Below are 16,715 nucleotides of genomic sequence, written 5' to 3'. Positions count from 1 at the left end.
ATGGGGTAACCGTCTACCCCTTCTTCACCGAGAGATCAGCGTTAAGTAGTCGAGCATCACTGTGATGTTTGATCGACAAACGTGGAGTCTCTCTTAATGCAACCGTCCCCCTCCAACGCACCACCCACTGACAGCGCCAGCATGGCCGGCGCCGTCAGCGTTGTGTTTGCAGACAGGCCGAACCTTGAAAGCGTTGTACTGAAAACACTGGCCGCAACTATTGACGAAAAATATCCGGGCCTGGCGCTGAATCTATCCCGTACGCAACTGGCCATGCCCGCTGCCGACGGCAGTTATACGTTCGAGCGGCTCACGACAAAAGCCCTCGACTATTTGGCAACGGGAGCACCGATAGACTTCAGCGACGTTGGCTCACACGCATTTTTCCTCACCGAGAACGTCCCCCACCCCGTCAAGACACCCGCGGGCGAGACGCCGGACATCAAACAAATCGAGAAACTGATTCACGAATTGGCCTGGTCGCTGCCGATCGGGCTACAGGACGCAATGACCGATTACTGGAACCCGATCAGCGAACAACCCAGTCGTTGGAGCTTGCTCAGCGATGCCCTCACGCAAGCGCTGCAAATCAGCACTCTGAGACAACCGGGGCTGACCGATTTCGAGCGCGAGTCTGTGCAACAAATCATCGACCTTCCTGACAATGGTCAGCGCGTTACAAAATACGTAGAAGAAAGAACACGGGTCTACGAGCTGGAAACCTACTTGAGCAGCAGCACCGGCAACGCGGTTCTATTTTCCCCTGAGCTGCTGCTCAGGCGCACCGTCGGGACACGTACCACCGTGCTGTTATGCCATCCCGGAGGGAAAATCGAACCCTTTGCCTCGATGGATGCGTTCAACCAGCACTGGAGCGCCCGGATCAACGACCACTACCTCGTCGACTCAATACGCTGTAAGCGTTACGAATTTCAGAACCATGTGTTCGGGCATCAGGCAGAACTCATCCTGAATCAGCAGTTGAACAACGTCCAAGCCGTGCGCCTGCCCTGTAACCTTGGCCAGACCACTGCGCAAGCGCTTTACCATGAACTCAGCAACCCAGCGTCTTGTTTTACCAGCACAACCCACGTCAATTCGCAGTATCAGCGTTTCCTGAACCCGCAATTACCGCAGTGGCTGCACGGCACCTCCGAGGCTCAGAAAAAAGACTACTGCCGTTATAGTTTCGGGGTAAGCAGCAGCAAATTGCTCAATAAGGGCCGTACCTTTCTCAGCGATATCCTGGATCTTCAGGCCTTTACCGTTGATGCGTTGACAAGGGCCCTGAGTGCAGAACAACAACGCGCACAACCGGGCGCCGAGCAAGCTCCGTCACCCGATGCCTATGCCCCCGACAAAGTGCTGCTCACCTTTACCCACAATGCCACCACCTCCGGCACAACGCAGTCGGTGGCGGGCACGCCAATGAGCCTGACCGAACTGGCCATAACCAATCTGAAGGAATGCCCTCGTGCGCCCTTCACGCTGACACATCGTGACGGTCTGGCCTTACCCGACTGGTTGACGGCGGACTTCATCACCCGCACCGATGGTTTGATCAAAACGATCAACATCGGCAAGACTTACCCCGAATACCTCAAATCGCGCCTGTTGAGCCCCGCCCCGGAAGTGACCGAGCGCAAGCGCCTGTTCGCCGAGCAGTTGCGCTACCAACTACCGTTGGTGGCGCTTGAGCTGCACCTGAAAAATGAGGGCGGTATCAGCGCCTTGGGCGTCCGCTACGTCGCCACGCTATTGCTGGAAGATCAGGGCGAACGCTTTGTAGACAACCAGTCGATCGTCATGCGTAAGTTGGCGCTGTTGCGCCAAGCGGGAGCAGCACCGGACGTGGTCAACGCCATGTTCATCATTGAAGCGTGGGACGTTACGAAAGGCCCGCATGTGCTTTACCGCCCGCTATACGCTGAGTCCTTACGCGAATTTGCGACCCGTGAAGCCCTGTTGGAGGCGATCGCACAACCCACAGACCTGCAACAGAGCGTGCTGGCGTGGCTACCCATCGAAGCACGTGCAATCTATGACAAGGGTGGTTTCCAAACGCCGCACATTCCGCCGGGTGGCCTGGATGACGAGCCTGTCCCGGATGATCCTCCCACCCCCGCACAATTGGCGGTGCCTGCAGGTAACGAGCGGCTGCCCTATTTATATTATGAACAGTTGCTGCCTTACTTTTACGACTGCAACGTCAAGGCCTTGGTCGATGAGGCCGATGGCAACTCAGCGCCCCAGCCAAGCCAGCGCTGGACCGCACTGCTGGAAACCGGCGGTACGCTGTTCAATGCGTTGTTACTGCCGCAGCGGCGAGACCCTGTCTTGCTCACACCTTGGCTGTGCGAGCTGGCAAACCAATTGCGGCCTTATTTGCCCAATCTCGACAGCCAAGACCCCGTTGCACGAGAGACAGCGACCGCCGAGATGATAGTCAACCTGGCCATATTACTCGTCGAAAGGTCCCCAAATGGCACCCCTCACGCGCCTCTGGAAACCACATTGAAGAACCGCGTAATGCGCCCCCTCGCACCTCGCCTGGCACCGGAACACTGGCCACGCAGCCAAGGCGCACCGCTGACCGAGCACAGCGAAGGCTACTATCTTGGCCCCAACAAAAAACTCAATTCTGCCTTAGAGTTTTCATACACCCACGTCAAAAACAAACTGTCGAGGTATGCGTGGTGGAACGTCATGAGGTTAAACGCGGATCGTCCTGACACACTACCCGAACCTATACGTTACGGCCCGCGTCGAGGGCTGTATGTGATAGAAGGCGTCTGGCATGCATTTATCGACCCCTTTCTCTACAGGGTCAACCTGCTGGAGGGCGAGCGGGTGATGATAGTCGACGACAGGGACACGACTCGCCCAGGGCCCCATCTCAAACGGGACGGACAAAACCAGTGGTCGCCAGACCTGCGTTTGCGCCTGAGCGGCGGCACGGTTCTTACACGTATAACCACCGAACGTCGGCGCAGTACCCGGCAAAACACTAGCTTATCGAACAACTCAGAAAGCATCTGACATACCTGAAAGCCAAGGCGCAGCGCGGTGCACGCTACGCCTCATTGCTGGCGGCAGCCGATAGTCCACAGGCTGTGGCGGACGAACAACGTGGCATGCTCGGCAAAAGCCGCTTACCCTCCTGCCCCGCCAGCTTTACACCTTTGATCAGCAACCGCCCCAGCGCTGGCAACAGCCACAAAACCCCAGCGCGCAGCCTGAGGTACCCGGCTACCCCTCCTTCTCCACGAGATCGGCGTTAACTCGTCATCAATCGCATGATGTTCGATCAACCAATCGTGGAGACACCTATATGTTGCTACCACCCACCGACGAGCCACAGACCACCGACGTGACGCTCACGCAATCCCCCAACATGGCAGCTACCGTCGATGCACTTTTCGCCGGCCGCCCCAGTCTTGAGTCCGTGATCCAGCACATATTGGCGACAACCATTACGCAAAAATATCCCGGCGTGGCATTGGACCTTCCTCGCACCCAGTTAGCCATCCCCCAGGCCGATGGAAGCTATACCTACGAATGCCTCACGACAAAAGCGCTGGACTATCTGGCAACAGGGGCCGCCTTGGACTTTCGTGCGGTAGGCTCGTACGCCTTTTTCCTCACTGAGCAGGCACCCACGCCCATCACCACCCCCGCCGGTGACGCGCTTGACATGATGCAGATCGAGGCACTGATTCGCGAACTGACCTGGTCGCTGCCGATCGGCTTGCAACAGGCATTGACCGCCTATTGGAACCCGTCCGGCGAGCAACCCAGCCGCTGGAGTTTACTCACTGACAGCCTTGTGCAAGCGCTGCAGATTTCAGTTCTGACCCAGCCAGGCTTGAGTGATATTGAACGCGAGACGGTACAACAGATCATTGACTTCCCTGAGAGCTATCCTCGCTGGTCGAACAACTACAAAAGCAACACCCTTGCCTACGAGTTGGAAACCTACCTGAACAGCGCCAGCGGCAACTCGGTTCTATTTGCTCCCGAGTTGCTGCTGGAGCGTACCGTCGATACGCGCACGGTCGTTCTGTTATGTCATCCAGGTGGAAAAATCGAGACATTTGCTTCGATGGATGCTTTCAACCAGCATTGGGGCAGCGCCCTCACCGCTCAATACCGCGTCAACTCGCTGAGCTGCAAGCGTTACGAAATTTATGGCGATGCGTTCGGGCATCAAGCCGAACTGGTCCTGAATCAACAATTGCTGGACATTGAAGCGGTGCAACTGCCCTGCGACTTCGGGAAGGCCAAGTTGCAAGCGCTTTACCATGAGCTCAGCGACCCTGCGCTCTACTTTGCCAAGACGACCCAAGTCCAGGCACAGTTTCAAAATGCTCTGCGCCAGCATCTGCCGGATTGGCTCCAAAACGCCTCGCCCATGCCTAAGAAAAACTATTCCCGCTACAGCCTGGGGTTGGCTAACAGCAAGTTGCTAAGCAAAGGCCATACTTTTCTCAGCGGCATCACGGACATCAACGCCTTCACCGCCGCCGCCTTGGCAACGGCGCTCGACGCCGAGCAGCAAAGCATGCCTGCGAGCGACGAAGAGGCTGCGCTACCCCAGACATATGCACCCGACAAAGTGCTTGTCACCGTGACGCTTGTTGCTGACGCCGAAGGCACGTCCCAGAGCGTCTCCACCCAGTCGATGAGCCTGACGGAACTGGTCATCACCTGCCTGAAGGGCCGCCCCGCTGGCACCATCACGCTGGCACACCAAGATGGGCTGGCCCTGCCCGACTGGTTGACGGCGGACTTCATCACCCGCACCGGCGGGCTGATTGAGAGACTGGATATCGGCAAGGCTTATTCCGACTACCTGGAAACACAGTTATTGGATTACACCCCAGAGGTTTTCGAGCGCCGGCGCAAGCTCGTCGCCCAGTTATGTTATCAATTACCGCTGCAGGCGCTGGAGTTACATCTGAAACAACCGAGCAGCGTCAGCGCACTGGGCGCCGAATACCTTGCCACGCTGTTGCAGCACCCCATCAACGAACCCTCCATCGCAAGCGAAGGCTTCGCCGACACCCCGTCGGTGATCATCCAACCGTTGGCCCTGTTGCGCGCGCCTGCAGCTGAGCCTGACGTAGTCAGCGCTATGTTCCTCATCGAAGCGCAGGACCGGACCCAAGGTCCCCACCTGCTGTACCGCCCTTTTTATACACAATCCTTCTGTGAGTTCGCCACACGCGACGCGCTGTTGAATGCCATCTCACAGCCAGGAGACCTGCAAGACAGTGTGCTGGCCTGGTTGCCCGATGAGGCACGGACTGTCTACGAAAACGGTGGCTTCCTGGCGCCCCATCACCTGGATGTTTCTCAGGATGACCCGCTTGTACCCGTTTCACCTCCACCTGCTGCACAACTGGCCGATCAACGCGAGGTAGAGCGCTCGCTGACAGCCATGGGCTTCTCGAACGCACAGTCCTTCCTCTACTACTACCTCGTAGAAGCGCTGATCGATGTGGGGGGCGACAGTGCGTCGCTGAATAAAAAAAGACGCTGGACAGCCTTACTGGAAATGGGCGGCGGCCCCTTCAATACGTTATTGCTGGCGCAACACCGAGCACCTGTTTTGCTGACTACTTGGCTTGGCACGTTGGTGAATCAATTGACGCCTGATCTGCCTGCACTCAACAGCAATGAACCCGTCGCACGAGAAGTGGCCATAGCCGATCTGACACTCAACCTGGCTATCCTGCTCGCCGAAAGCATGCCGGTTGCGACGACCTCCGAGCCCGTGGATTGCCTGCTCAAAGACCGCGCATTACGCCTGCCCGCACCTCGCCAATCCCCGCAGGGCCAGCAGCTCCACAGCAACGTGATACTCACGGAAAACGTGATTGGCTACTACGAAGGAGCCAACAAAAAGCTCGATTCAGCACTGGAATTTGAATACACCTATTTCCGAAACAGAATGCCATATGGGCATTGGGCGAACATAACCAGCTTTTTCGGCGTTGCCTATTTCAAAGAGCTACCTGCAGCATCGCCGGATGGTCCGTACCGCGGGCTATACCTGATCGACAATGCCTGGCACCTGATTATCCATGGGATTCGTTTCAAGGTCGTCATGCTGGACGACGAACGTATGGCGATCGTTCGCGATAATACAAGTACGCGTGGACCTCGCGTGAAAGTGGACGAACAAGGCAATTGGTCGTTCGATATGAGGCTGCGCGTGAAAGGCGGTAGCGTGCTCAAGCGACTGACCAGCGAACGCACTCGCAGGGCCCAGATTTCGCCCACCGTGACCGACGCATAGCCTTCAGAACAAGGCAAGACGCCGCCATCGACAAGTAGAAAGTAAAAACGCCCGACGAGCCAGGTCGGGCGTTTTTTCCACATGGCCTATGGGCAACCGGGCTCAGTGCGCAAACAACGAATTGCCCTTCTGCCCCGCCAGCTTCTCGGGTTTGATCAGGAACCGCGCCAGTGCCGGCAGCAGCCACAACGCGCCGAACATGTTCCACAGCAGCATGAACGTCAGCATCAGGCCCATGTCAGCCTGGAACTTGATCGCCGAGAAGATCCAGGTGCACACGCCGATGGCCAGGCACAGGCCGGTGAACAGCACGGCTTTACCGGTGGACTTGAGCGTCTGGTAATACGCCTCTTGCAGCGGCAGGCCAGCGCGCAGGAAGCTTTCCAGGCGGCTGTAGATGTAGATGCCGTAATCCACGCCGATGCCGACGCCCAGGGCCACCACCGGCAAGGTCGCGACCTTCACGCCAATGCCCATGAACGCCATCAGCGCGTTGCCCAGCACCGAGGTCAGTACCAGCGGCAGCACGATGCACAGGGTCGCCGCCCAGGAGCGGAAGGTGATCATGCACATGGTCGCCACGCACAGGTACACCAGGATCAGGATGATCAGCTCCGATTCCTTGATTACCTCGTTGGTGGCAGCTTCGATCCCGGCGTTACCGGCGGCGAGGATGAATTCCAGGCCATCCTTGTTGTTCTCCCTGGCGAAGTCCTGCACCGCATGCACCGCGCGGTCAAGGGTTTCGGCCTTGTGGTCGTTGAGGAACACCAGCACCGGCGCCAGCGAGCAATTGTTGTTGTAGAGGCCATCGGCACGGGCGATGGAGTTGTTCAGCACGTCCGGGTTGCGCGACAGGGTTTCCCACTTCAGGTTGCCCTCGTTCATGCCCTTGATCATCTGCTTGGACACGGTCACCAGCGAGATCGCCGACTGCACGCCCTCGGTGTTCTGCATCTTCCACATCAACTGGTCGATGGGCGCCATCGCTTCATAGCGCGAGCAGCCTTCGGCGCGGGTCTTGACCATCACCACCAACACGTCGGAGCTGGTGGAGTAGTTGCTGATGATGAAGTTGTTGTCTTTGTTGTAACGCGAATCCGGGCGCAGTTCCGGCGCGCCCTGGTCGAGGTCGCCGATCTTCAGGTTCTGGCTGTACCACAGGCCGCCGCCAAACGCGACCAGGGCCAGCAGCACCGACACCGGGGCGACGGTGGGGCTGGCGAATTTGGCCAGCAGGCGCCAGAACGGATGTTCGCGATTCGCGTCTTTCTTGCTCTTGGCGACAGCGCGCTTGCTGATGCCGACGTAGGAAATCGCCACCGGCAGCAGGATCAGGTTGGTGAACACGATCACCGCCACGCCAATGGAGGCGCCGATGGCCAGTTCGCGGATCACGCCGATGTCGATGATCAGCAGCGTGATAAAGCCCACTGCGTCGGCGAGAATCGCGATCATCCCCGGCAGGAACAGTTGCCGGAAGGTGCGCCGCGCGGCGGTGAGCGCGTTGTCCGCCTCGCTGGATTGCAGGGCGATGCCGTTGATCTTCTGCACGCCATGGGAAATGCCGATGGCGAAGATCAGGAATGGCACCAGCATCGAGTACGGGTCCAGTCCGAAACCGAAGAAGTGCATCAGCCCCAGTTGCCAGACCACCGCCACCAAGGTCGTGCTCAACACCGCAATGGTGCTGCGCAGGCAGTGGGTGAACCACAGCAGCAGAACCAGGGTGATGACGAACGCGACGCCGAAGAACAGCACCACCATGACCAGACCGTCGATCAGGTCGCCAACCTTTTTGGCAAAGCCGACAATATGGATCTTGACGTTGGGGTTCTGGGCTTCGAACTTGTCGCGGATCTTGTCTTCGAGTTCATGGGAAAACTTGCGATAGTCCAGGGCCAGCAACTTGCCCTGGTCCTGCGGGTCCGGATAGGACTCCAGCAGCGGGATATCGACGATGCTCGATTTGAAATCGTTGGCGACCAAACGCCCGACCTGGCCGGACTTGAGCACGTTGTTGCGCAGTTGATCGAGGCTTTGCGGCGAGCCGTTGTAGCTCTGCGGGATCACTTCACCGCCGGCGAAGCCTTCTTCGGTCACTTCGGTCCAGCGTACGCTGGGGCTCCAGAGCGATTTGAGGCCCGAGCGGTCGACGCCGGAGATGTAGAACACCTCGTCGTTGATCTGCCGGAGGGTTTCCATGTACTCCTTGGTGAAGATGTCGCCGTCCTTGGCCTCCACCGAAATGCGCACCGTGTTGCCCAGGTTGGCCAGGTCATTGCGGTGCTCCATCATCTTTTCGATGAAGGGGTGCTTGAGGGGGATCATCTTTTCAAAGCTGGTGGACGGGCGAATCAACGTCGCCTGCCAGAACAGGAAGACACTCACCAGCAGGCAGATCACGATCACTGCCGGGCGGTTGTTGAAGATCAGGCGCTCAAGAAAGGTCGCTTTATCGTTGTGATGACTGCTCATATTTCCCGCCTTCTTCTTATTTTGGCTCTTTATTCAGGAGCGGTTCGGCGCCGGTGGCCGTGGCGACGCGAACGCCGCCCTGCCCAACCAGAATCAAGTTGCCATTACCTGCCGCCGTCACCGCTGACAGCGAAATCCGGTCCGGGCGGTTGAATACGCTGAAGGTCTGGCCATTGTCGTGGCTGACCACCACGCTGCCACCATTGCCCACCACGACGATGGAACCGTCATCGAGCACGGTCGCCCCCGACAGCCCGAATTCGAGGGCACCCCGGGCGGCATTCAACTCGACCGGCTCCCAGGTGCCGCCAAAGTCGGTGGAACGGTAAAGGTTGCCGCGCAGGCCGTAGGCCAGCAGGGTGCGCGGCTGAGCGGTGCCGATCACGCCAAACAACGAGCCCTCGTAGGGACCTTCGAGTTTTTCCCAGGTCTGGCCGTCATCGCTGGAGCGGAACATGCTGCCCTGCTCGCCGACGATGAACAGGCCGGCGTCCTTGATCGAGGCGATGGCGTTGAGGTGGAACTGGTCTTCGTTGTCGAGACGGTCGCTGACGTCTTGCCAGGTCTTGCCGCCATCGGAGGTCTCGATCAGCGCACCATAGGCGCCTACGGCCAGGCCGTGATTGGCATCGTTGAACCACACGTCGAGCAACGGCGCTTCGCGCTTGAGGTCCTGGTATTGCTGGGTCCAGCTGGCGCCGCCGTCGCTGCTGGCAAGGATCTGCGCATCATGGCCAACCGCCCAGCCGCGCTCGGCATCGACGAAGAACACCGCCGTGAGCAGTTGCCGGGTAGGGACTTTGGCTTGAACCCAGGTGCTGCCCTGGTCATCGGAATAGAGGATATGCCCGCGATCACCGACCGCCACCAGGCGCTTGCCGGCGTGGACCACATCGATCATCAGGCCTTTGGCGGCCTTGGGGGATTCAATCGCAAACGCCGCCGCGGCGGGGGTATCGCTGGCGGCCTGGGCAATACCCGGTAATGCGACGGCTCCAAACAGCGAGAGCGCTGTGGCCAGCAACGCAACCTTGCGTGCGGCGCGTGGGCGGCAAACATCCCAACCCATGACAGGCTCACTCATAGACCTTTCTCCCATTTATTATTGTTAGGTCGTGTCGCCTGGCGCAGGGCTCTGAAACCTGCAATCTAGAGCGCCTGGGACAAGCACGAGCCATCCTATCGGGCTTTCGAATCGTCTGACAATCGGCGCTACGTTATCTTTTGTTAACTGACGGCATTTGGCCACAAGCTGAATATCGCTGCATCAGCTGAAATGATGATTCGCCTGCGCCTGGTGATCGCCACCCCCTAATGAATTTTTATTCTATCTATTGAATATTGAGAATATTTATTCCATTAATAGGCCTCCCGAAAACAATAATCCAAAGGACCACGGCGATGCGTGAACTCGGAATCGGCTTGATCGGCACAGGCTTCATGGGGCGCGCCCACGCGCTGGCGTTCAACAACGTCCGGGCGGTCTTCGAATTGCCGGTCACGCTTGCACTGGCGGCGCTGGCCGATGCCGACAGCGAACGCGCACAGCGTTGCGCCAGCGCCTGGGGGTTTGCCCAGGCCCATGCCGACTGGCAGGCCCTGATCGACGACCCCAGGGTCGATGTAGTAGCCATCACCACGCCCAACCACCTGCACTACCCCATGGCCATGGCCGCGATCGCGGCGGGCAAGGCGGTGTATTGCGAGAAGCCGCTGGCGGTCAGCCTGCAACAGGCCGATGCGATGCGTCGAGCGGCCAGCGCGGCCGGAGTGGTGACGCGCGTCGGCTACAACTACCAGCACAACCCGATGATCGTGCTGGCGCGACAGATGATTGCCAGCGGCGAACTGGGCGAGATCATCAGTTTCCAGGGTGAGTTCAGCGAAGACTTCATGGCCGACCCGGCCTCGCCCTGGTCGTGGCGCTGTGAGGTGGAACACGCGGGCGGCGCACTGGCGGACCTCGGCAGCCATTTACTGTCGATGGCCCGTTATCTGGTCGGCGAAGTGGTCAGCGTGTGCGCCGATACCCACACCGTCCACGCGCAACGGCCGGCCTCCCAAGGCAGCAGCGAATTGAAATCCATCGCCGTGGATGACCAGGTGCACGCCCTGCTGCGTTTTGCCAACGGCGCGCGCGGCACGGTGAGCAGCAGTTGGCTCAAGCACGGCTACAAAAACCACTTGAGTTTCGAAATCAGCGGCACCCTCGGCACCCTCGCGTTCGACCAGGAACGCTTGAACGAACTGCGCCTGTGCCGCGTCGGCCAGGACGGTTTCCAGCGTTTGCTCGCCGGCCCTGCCCTGCCCGGCTATGCCGCGTTCAGCCCGGCAGCGGGGCATCAGTTGGGTTACAACGAGCTCAAGACGTTGGAGGTACAGGAGCTGATCATGGCGCTGGCGGGGCAACGTGGCGATGGCACTGATTTTGAGGCGGCGTGGGCGGTGGAGCGGTTGGCGACGGCGATTCGCATTGCGGCCCGTGAGGCGCGCTGGGTAACAGTGGGCACGGTTTGAACATGTGGGAGGGGGCTTGCCCCCGATTGCGGTGGGTCAGTGACTGAATCATTGGCTGACACTCTGCAATCGGGGGCAAGCCCCCTCCCACATTTGGTCCGCGTCACCTTCGCTATCAGCGCAGGGCTCGGCGTAGTACTTTGCCCACCGTGGTTTTGGGCAATTCCGTGGTGCGAAACTCCACATAGCGCGGCACTTTGTACCCGGTCAGGTATTCCCGGCAATGAGCGAGGATCTGCTCCTGGGTCAGGCTCGGGTCCTTGCGGACCACGATGATCTTGACCCTCTCGCCGGTCACGCCATCTTCCACGCCAATCGCCGCCACTTCCGCCACCCCTGGGTGCATCGCCACCACGTCTTCGATTTCGTTGGGGTACACGTTGAAGCCAGAGACCAGGATCATGTCCTTCTTGCGGTCCACCAGGCGAATGTAACCGCGTTCATCCATCACCCCGATATCACCGGTGGACAACCAGCCCTCGGCGTCCAGCACTTCGGCGGTTTCCTTCGGACGCTTCCAGTAGCCCTGCATCACTTGCGGACCGCGCACCTGCAATTCGCCCGGCTCGCCGACTTCGGCCAGTTCACCGTCTTCACGCATAAAGCGCACCCAGGTCGACGGCAAGGGCACGCCGATACTGCCGGTGAATGCCATCTCGCGCATACGATGAATGTCGATAGGGCTGATGCTCACCACCGGTGAGCACTCGGTCAGCCCGTAGCCCTCGACGATCGGTACGCCGGTGACGTCCTTCCAGCGCTTGGCCACCGCCGTGTGCGTGGCCATGCCGCCGGCAATCACCAGGCGCAGGTCGGAAAAGTCCCGCGCACAAAATTCCTTGTTCTCCAGCAGGCCGTTGAACAGCGTGTTGACCCCGGCGATCCCGTTGAAGCGCTCCTTGCGCAGGATCATCTGCACCCGCTTCACGTCCCGTGGGTTGGCGATCAGGATATTGCGCCCGCCCAGGCACATGAACATCAGGCAGTTCACCGTCAGGGAAAAGATGTGGTACAGCGGCAACAAGGTGACGTTGGTTTCCTGCTTGTCCTGGTCCAGTTGGTCGCCGACCCAGGCCTTGGCCTGCAACAGGTTGGCGATGATATTGCGATGGCTGAGCATCACGCCCTTGGCATCGCCGGTGGTGCCGCCGGTGTATTGCACAAAGGCCAGCTCATCGCGGTCCAGGCTGACCGGCAGGTACGTCAGCCCCCGCCCCTGCTTGAGCACTTGGTTGAAACGCACGGAACCATGCAACCTGAAAGCCGGCACCTGTTTTTGCACGCTGCGCAGGATGAAGTTCATCGCCGCGCCCTTGAAGGTGCCGAGCAAGTCGCCGATGGCCGCCACCACCACGCGCTTGACGCTGCTGCCGGACACGACTTTTTCCAGGGTGTGGGCGAAGTTTTCGAAGATCACCACGGTCTCGGCGCCGCTGTCCTTGAGCAGGTGCTTGAGTTCATGGGCGGTGTACAACGGATTGACGTTGACCACCACCGCGCCCGCCAGAATCGTGCCCAGCAGGCAGATCGGGTACTGCAGGCAATTGGGCATCATCAGTGCGACACGGTCGCCCCGTTTCACCCCCTGGCCCTGCAGCCAGGCGGCGAAGGCGTGGCCCTGGATGTTCCAATCGGCGTAGGTCATTGGCGTGCCGATGCTGACATAGGCCACGCGCTCGCGGAATTTTTCCAGGTGCTCCAGGAACACTTCGCGCAATGAGGGGTAATCCTCGATGGCGGCATCGATGTCCGCCGGCACGCCGGGCAGGTAGGCGTTCAACCAGATGCGTTCGGTCTGTTCCAGGCTGATGGCGTTCATGGCAGTGTCCTTATTGTTGTTGTGGATGAGGCTACTTTTCGACGATGGCGGTAATACCCAACCCGCCCGCCGCACAGATCGAGATCAACCCACGACCGCCACCGCGCTCATGGATGGCCTTGGCCAGCGCCGCCAGTTGCCGCCCGCCGGTGGCGGCAAACGGATGGCCGCAGCCCAGCGAGCCGCCGTTGACGTTCATTTTGCTGCGGTCGATAGTGCCCAGCGGCGTGTCCAGGCCCAGCCGCTCGCGGCAGTAGTCCGGGTCTTCCCAGGCCTTGAGCGTGCACAGCACCTGGGCGGCGAAGGCTTCGTGGATCTCGAAAAAATCAAAGTCGGCAAAGCCCAGGCCTTCGCGCTTGAGCAGGCGCGGTACGGCGTAGGCCGGCGCCATCAACAGGCCTTCGGTGCCGTCGACGAAATTCACCGCCGCGGTTTCGCCGGTGCGCAGGTAGGCCAGCACCGGCCAGCCATTGGCGGCGGCCCAGGCTTCACTGGCCAGCAATACCACCGAAGCGCCATCGGTCAGGGGCGTCGAGTTGCCGGCGGTGAGCGTACCGCTCTGGCGGTCGAAGGCCGGCGCCAGGCCGGCGAGCTTTTCCAGGCTGATGTCGGCGCGCAGGTTGTTGTCCCGTGCAAGGCCCCGATGGGGGCTGATCAGATCGTCGAAGAAACCGCGCTGATAGGCCGCGTCCAGGCGTTGGTGACTGGTGAGGGTCAATTCATCCTGGGCCAGGCGTTTGATCTGCCAGCGCCTGGCCATTTCTTCGCAGTGCTCGCCCATCGACAGGCCGGTGCGTGGCTCGCCATTACGCGGCAGCAGCGGCTTGAACAACATCGACGGACGCACCTTCAACAGGGTCTTGAGTTTATCGCCCAGGCCCTTGGCCCGATTGGCCGCGAGCAAGGTGTGGCGCAGGGATTCGTTGATGCCGATGGGCGCGTCGGAGGTGGTATCGGTGCCCCCCGCGATGCCCACTTCGATCTGGCCGAGGGCGATTTTATTGGCCACCAGCAACGCGGCCTCAAGGCCCGTGCCGCAGGCTTGCTGCACATCGTAGGCAGGCGTCTGCGCGGACAATGTGGTCGACAGCAGCGACTCCCGGGCCAGGTTGAAATCGCGCGAATGCTTGATCACCGCACCGGCGGCAAACTCACCCAGGCGCTGGCCGTGCAGGTTGTAGCGGTCCACCAGGCCTTGCAGTGCGGCCACCAGCAAGTCCTGATTGGTCTCATGGGCATAGACGGTGTTGGAACGGGCAAACGGCAGGCGGTTACCGCCGATGATCGCCACGCGTCGGCTCGGGGGCGGATTGAAGCTGTATTCACTCATGCAAGGCACTCACTCCAGGCGGTTGATCCCACATAAACAACCCGCGCATATGCGGTTGGTCACCGGCCACAGTGCGCACTTCGAACTCGCGCAGCGGACCGGTCACAGGGTGACTCCACAGGGCGACCTGGCCGGGCAGAAAGATCGGCAACTTGAAATCGCAATGGGCCTCGGCACGGGCCAGGCCACCCGGTGGCTGCTGTGCGGCCAGTGCCCGGCCCAGGGTCCACATGCCGTGGGCGATGGCGCGGCGAAAGCCGAAAATCTTCGCGCCCATTACCGACGTATGGATCGGATTGAAGTCGCCCGAGACCTGGGCAAAGCGGCGCCCCAGATCGGCGGGCAAGACCCAGCGCTGGGTGCGCAGCAAGCCCTCTTCCTGTAACGGCAAGGCGTCCACCCACAACTCCCCGATGGGATTTTTCACCTCGCGGCGCAGGTACAGGCTGTCGCTTTCCCACACCAGGGTTTCTTCAGCGTAGGCGCGGGTGGCGATGCTCAGCGCCTGCCCCTTGGGATGGGCAACCCAGCGTTCGCAATACACCTCCAGGCGCAGCGCCTGACCTTCATGCAAGCGTTGATGCTGGCGAATGCGATTGGCCAGGTGCACCATGCCGCTGGCCGGGTACGGAAAGCTGGGGCGGGTCAGCAGCATCAAATGCAGCGCAAACGCCAGCACATGGGGATAGGACAGCGGCACGCCCTGCTCGCGGCGAAAGCCACAGGCGCGGCCATAGGCGGCAATGGCGGCGCCCGACAGTTCCACCGCCGGGCGTACCAGGCGTTCCCTGGGCAATGGCGGCACGGCGTCGGGCTTGGGCTTGCGCAAGCCGCGCACCCCGTCGAGCAACAGTCGGGTGCGCGAGGGCGGCGGGTCGATAATCTGCGTCACATAGTCCATGGCTCAGGCTCCCAGCAGGCTTTGGCCGCACACCCGCACTACCTGGCCATTGATTCCGCCCGAGGCGGGATGGGCCAGCCAGGCGATGGTCTCGGCCACGTCGATCGGTTGCCCGCCCTGGGACAGGGAATTCATGCGCCGCCCGGCCTCGCGGATCATCAGCGGGATTTTCGCGGTCATCTGCGTTTCGATAAACCCTGGCGCCACGGCATTCACCGTCACCTGCCGCGCCGCCGCCAGCGGTGCCAGGCCCTGCACCAGGCCGATCACCCCGGCCTTGGAGGTGGCGTAGTTGCTTTGGCCGAGGTTGCCGGCAATCCCGGAAATCGACGACACACAAACGATGCGCCCGCCGGGGTTCAGGCCCTGGTTATCCAGCAGCGCCTGGCTGAGCTGCAACGGCGCTTCAAGGTTGACCGCCAGCACACTGCGCCAGGCAACGTCGCTCATCTTGGCGATGGTCTTGTCGCGGGTAATCCCGGCGTTGTGAACCACCACATCGAAGGCGCCGTATTGGCCGACATGCGCCTGCAATAACGCGACGGCGTCCGGCGCGGTGATGTCCAGGGGCAGCGCCGAGCCGTTCACGCTGTCGGCGGCCTGTTGCAGCGCCAGCTGGGCCTGGGGCACGTCGACACACACCACATGGGCACCGTCGCGCGCCAACACTTGGGCAATGGCCAGGCCAATGCCCCGCGAGGCACCGGTCACCAGGGCGCGCCGGCCGGCGAACGGCCTATCCCAATTAACACTCGGCGCGTCGTCCAGCGGTTGTTCCAGGCGTACCACTTGCCCTGACACATAGGCCGAACGACGCGACAGAAAGAAGCGCAGGCTGCTGTCCAACGCGTCTTCGGCGCCGGGCGCCACGTAGATCAATTGCACGGTAATTGCCCGGCGCAGCTCCTTGGCCAGCGAGCGCACCAAACCTTCGAGCGCGCGCTGGGCGACGGCCTGGGGCAAGTCCCGGCAGTGTTCGGGGGCAGTGCCGAGCACCACCACGCGGGCGTGTTGGCCCAGGCGCCTGGCATTGGCGTGAAAGAACCGGTAGAGCTCATCCAGGTGCTGCAGGTCGGTCACACCGCAGGCATCGAAAACCGCGCCTTGCACCTTCACCGTGGACGGCGCCCTGAGGGTCGCGGGTGTGGCGGCGACGGTATCGGTGCTAGTGAAGATGCGCTGCACCTGCTCCGCCAGTCGCCCTGCCCCGGCGACGATCACCGGGTTGGCCAGACCCTGCTGGCCGCTGCGGTGGCGTTGCAGGGGCAAGGGTTGCGGCAAGCCGACGGCCTGGGCCAGGCGACGGCCCCAGGGAGAGTTGACGAAAGAAAGGTAGCTGTCACTCATAGATAGATCCATTCACAACACA

The 16,715-nt window shown here is 60.8% G+C and carries 9 protein-coding genes; 3 read left to right on the top strand and 6 right to left on the bottom strand.

Going from position 1 to position 16,715, the window contains the following annotated elements; genetic code table 11:
• Nucleotides 1–96: 96 nt before the first annotated feature.
• Together CIB54_RS18050 and CIB54_RS18045 are read left to right on the top strand one after the other, a co-directional pair.
• Nucleotides 97–3,039, top strand: coding sequence for a dermonecrotic toxin domain-containing protein (locus CIB54_RS18050; protein ID WP_101220532.1), 2,943 nt, complete (start codon nt 97–99; stop codon nt 3,037–3,039).
• Nucleotides 3,040–3,331: 292 nt separating this feature from the next.
• Nucleotides 3,332–6,301, top strand: a complete 2,970-nt coding sequence (locus CIB54_RS18045; RefSeq protein ID WP_101220531.1) for a dermonecrotic toxin domain-containing protein — start codon at nt 3,332–3,334, stop codon at nt 6,299–6,301.
• A gap of 102 nt (nt 6,302–6,403) precedes the next feature.
• Here CIB54_RS18045 and CIB54_RS18040 read toward each other — a convergent pair whose 3' ends face one another.
• Nucleotides 6,404–8,779, bottom strand: coding sequence for an efflux RND transporter permease subunit (locus tag CIB54_RS18040; RefSeq protein WP_101220530.1), 2,376 nt, complete (start codon nt 8,777–8,779; stop codon nt 6,404–6,406).
• Between the two features lie 16 nt (nt 8,780–8,795).
• Complete coding sequence (locus CIB54_RS18035) at nt 8,796–9,863, bottom strand: WD40/YVTN/BNR-like repeat-containing protein (RefSeq protein ID WP_101220529.1); 1,068 nt, start codon at nt 9,861–9,863, stop codon at nt 8,796–8,798.
• Between the two features lie 317 nt (nt 9,864–10,180).
• Here CIB54_RS18035 and CIB54_RS18030 point away from each other — a divergent pair, with 317 nt between their 5' ends.
• Complete coding sequence (locus CIB54_RS18030; protein WP_101220528.1) at nt 10,181–11,296, top strand: Gfo/Idh/MocA family protein; 1,116 nt, start codon at nt 10,181–10,183, stop codon at nt 11,294–11,296.
• Between the two features lie 115 nt (nt 11,297–11,411).
• On the opposite strand, the gene CIB54_RS18025 is transcribed toward CIB54_RS18030, so the two are convergent.
• From CIB54_RS18025 to CIB54_RS18010, 4 genes are read right to left on the bottom strand one after another with little or no spacing between them, the layout of a single operon-like run.
• Nucleotides 11,412–13,115, bottom strand: coding sequence for an AMP-binding protein (locus CIB54_RS18025; protein WP_101220527.1), 1,704 nt, complete (start codon nt 13,113–13,115; stop codon nt 11,412–11,414).
• A gap of 31 nt (nt 13,116–13,146) precedes the next feature.
• A complete protein-coding gene (locus CIB54_RS18020) occupies nt 13,147–14,445 on the bottom strand; it encodes an acetyl-CoA C-acetyltransferase (protein WP_101220526.1) in 1,299 nt (432 codons plus the stop codon).
• Entirely contained in the window at nt 14,438–15,346 is a 909-nt protein-coding gene (locus CIB54_RS18015; RefSeq protein WP_101220525.1) for a MaoC/PaaZ C-terminal domain-containing protein, read from the bottom strand. The genes CIB54_RS18020 and CIB54_RS18015 overlap by 8 nt, the downstream gene beginning before the upstream one ends.
• 3 nt (nt 15,347–15,349) lie before the next feature.
• On the bottom strand, nt 15,350–16,693 hold the full coding sequence (locus CIB54_RS18010) for a 3-oxoacyl-ACP reductase (protein ID WP_101220524.1): 1,344 nt from the start codon (nt 16,691–16,693) through the stop codon (nt 15,350–15,352).
• Nucleotides 16,694–16,715: the final 22 nt, after the last annotated feature.

The organism is Pseudomonas fluorescens (genome assembly GCF_002837185.1).
Classification (GTDB): Bacteria; Pseudomonadota; Gammaproteobacteria; order Pseudomonadales; family Pseudomonadaceae; genus Aquipseudomonas; species Aquipseudomonas fluorescens_AM.
The sequence above is the reverse complement of the archived record's forward strand: the minus strand, read 5'-3'. Positions and strand labels throughout refer to the sequence as shown.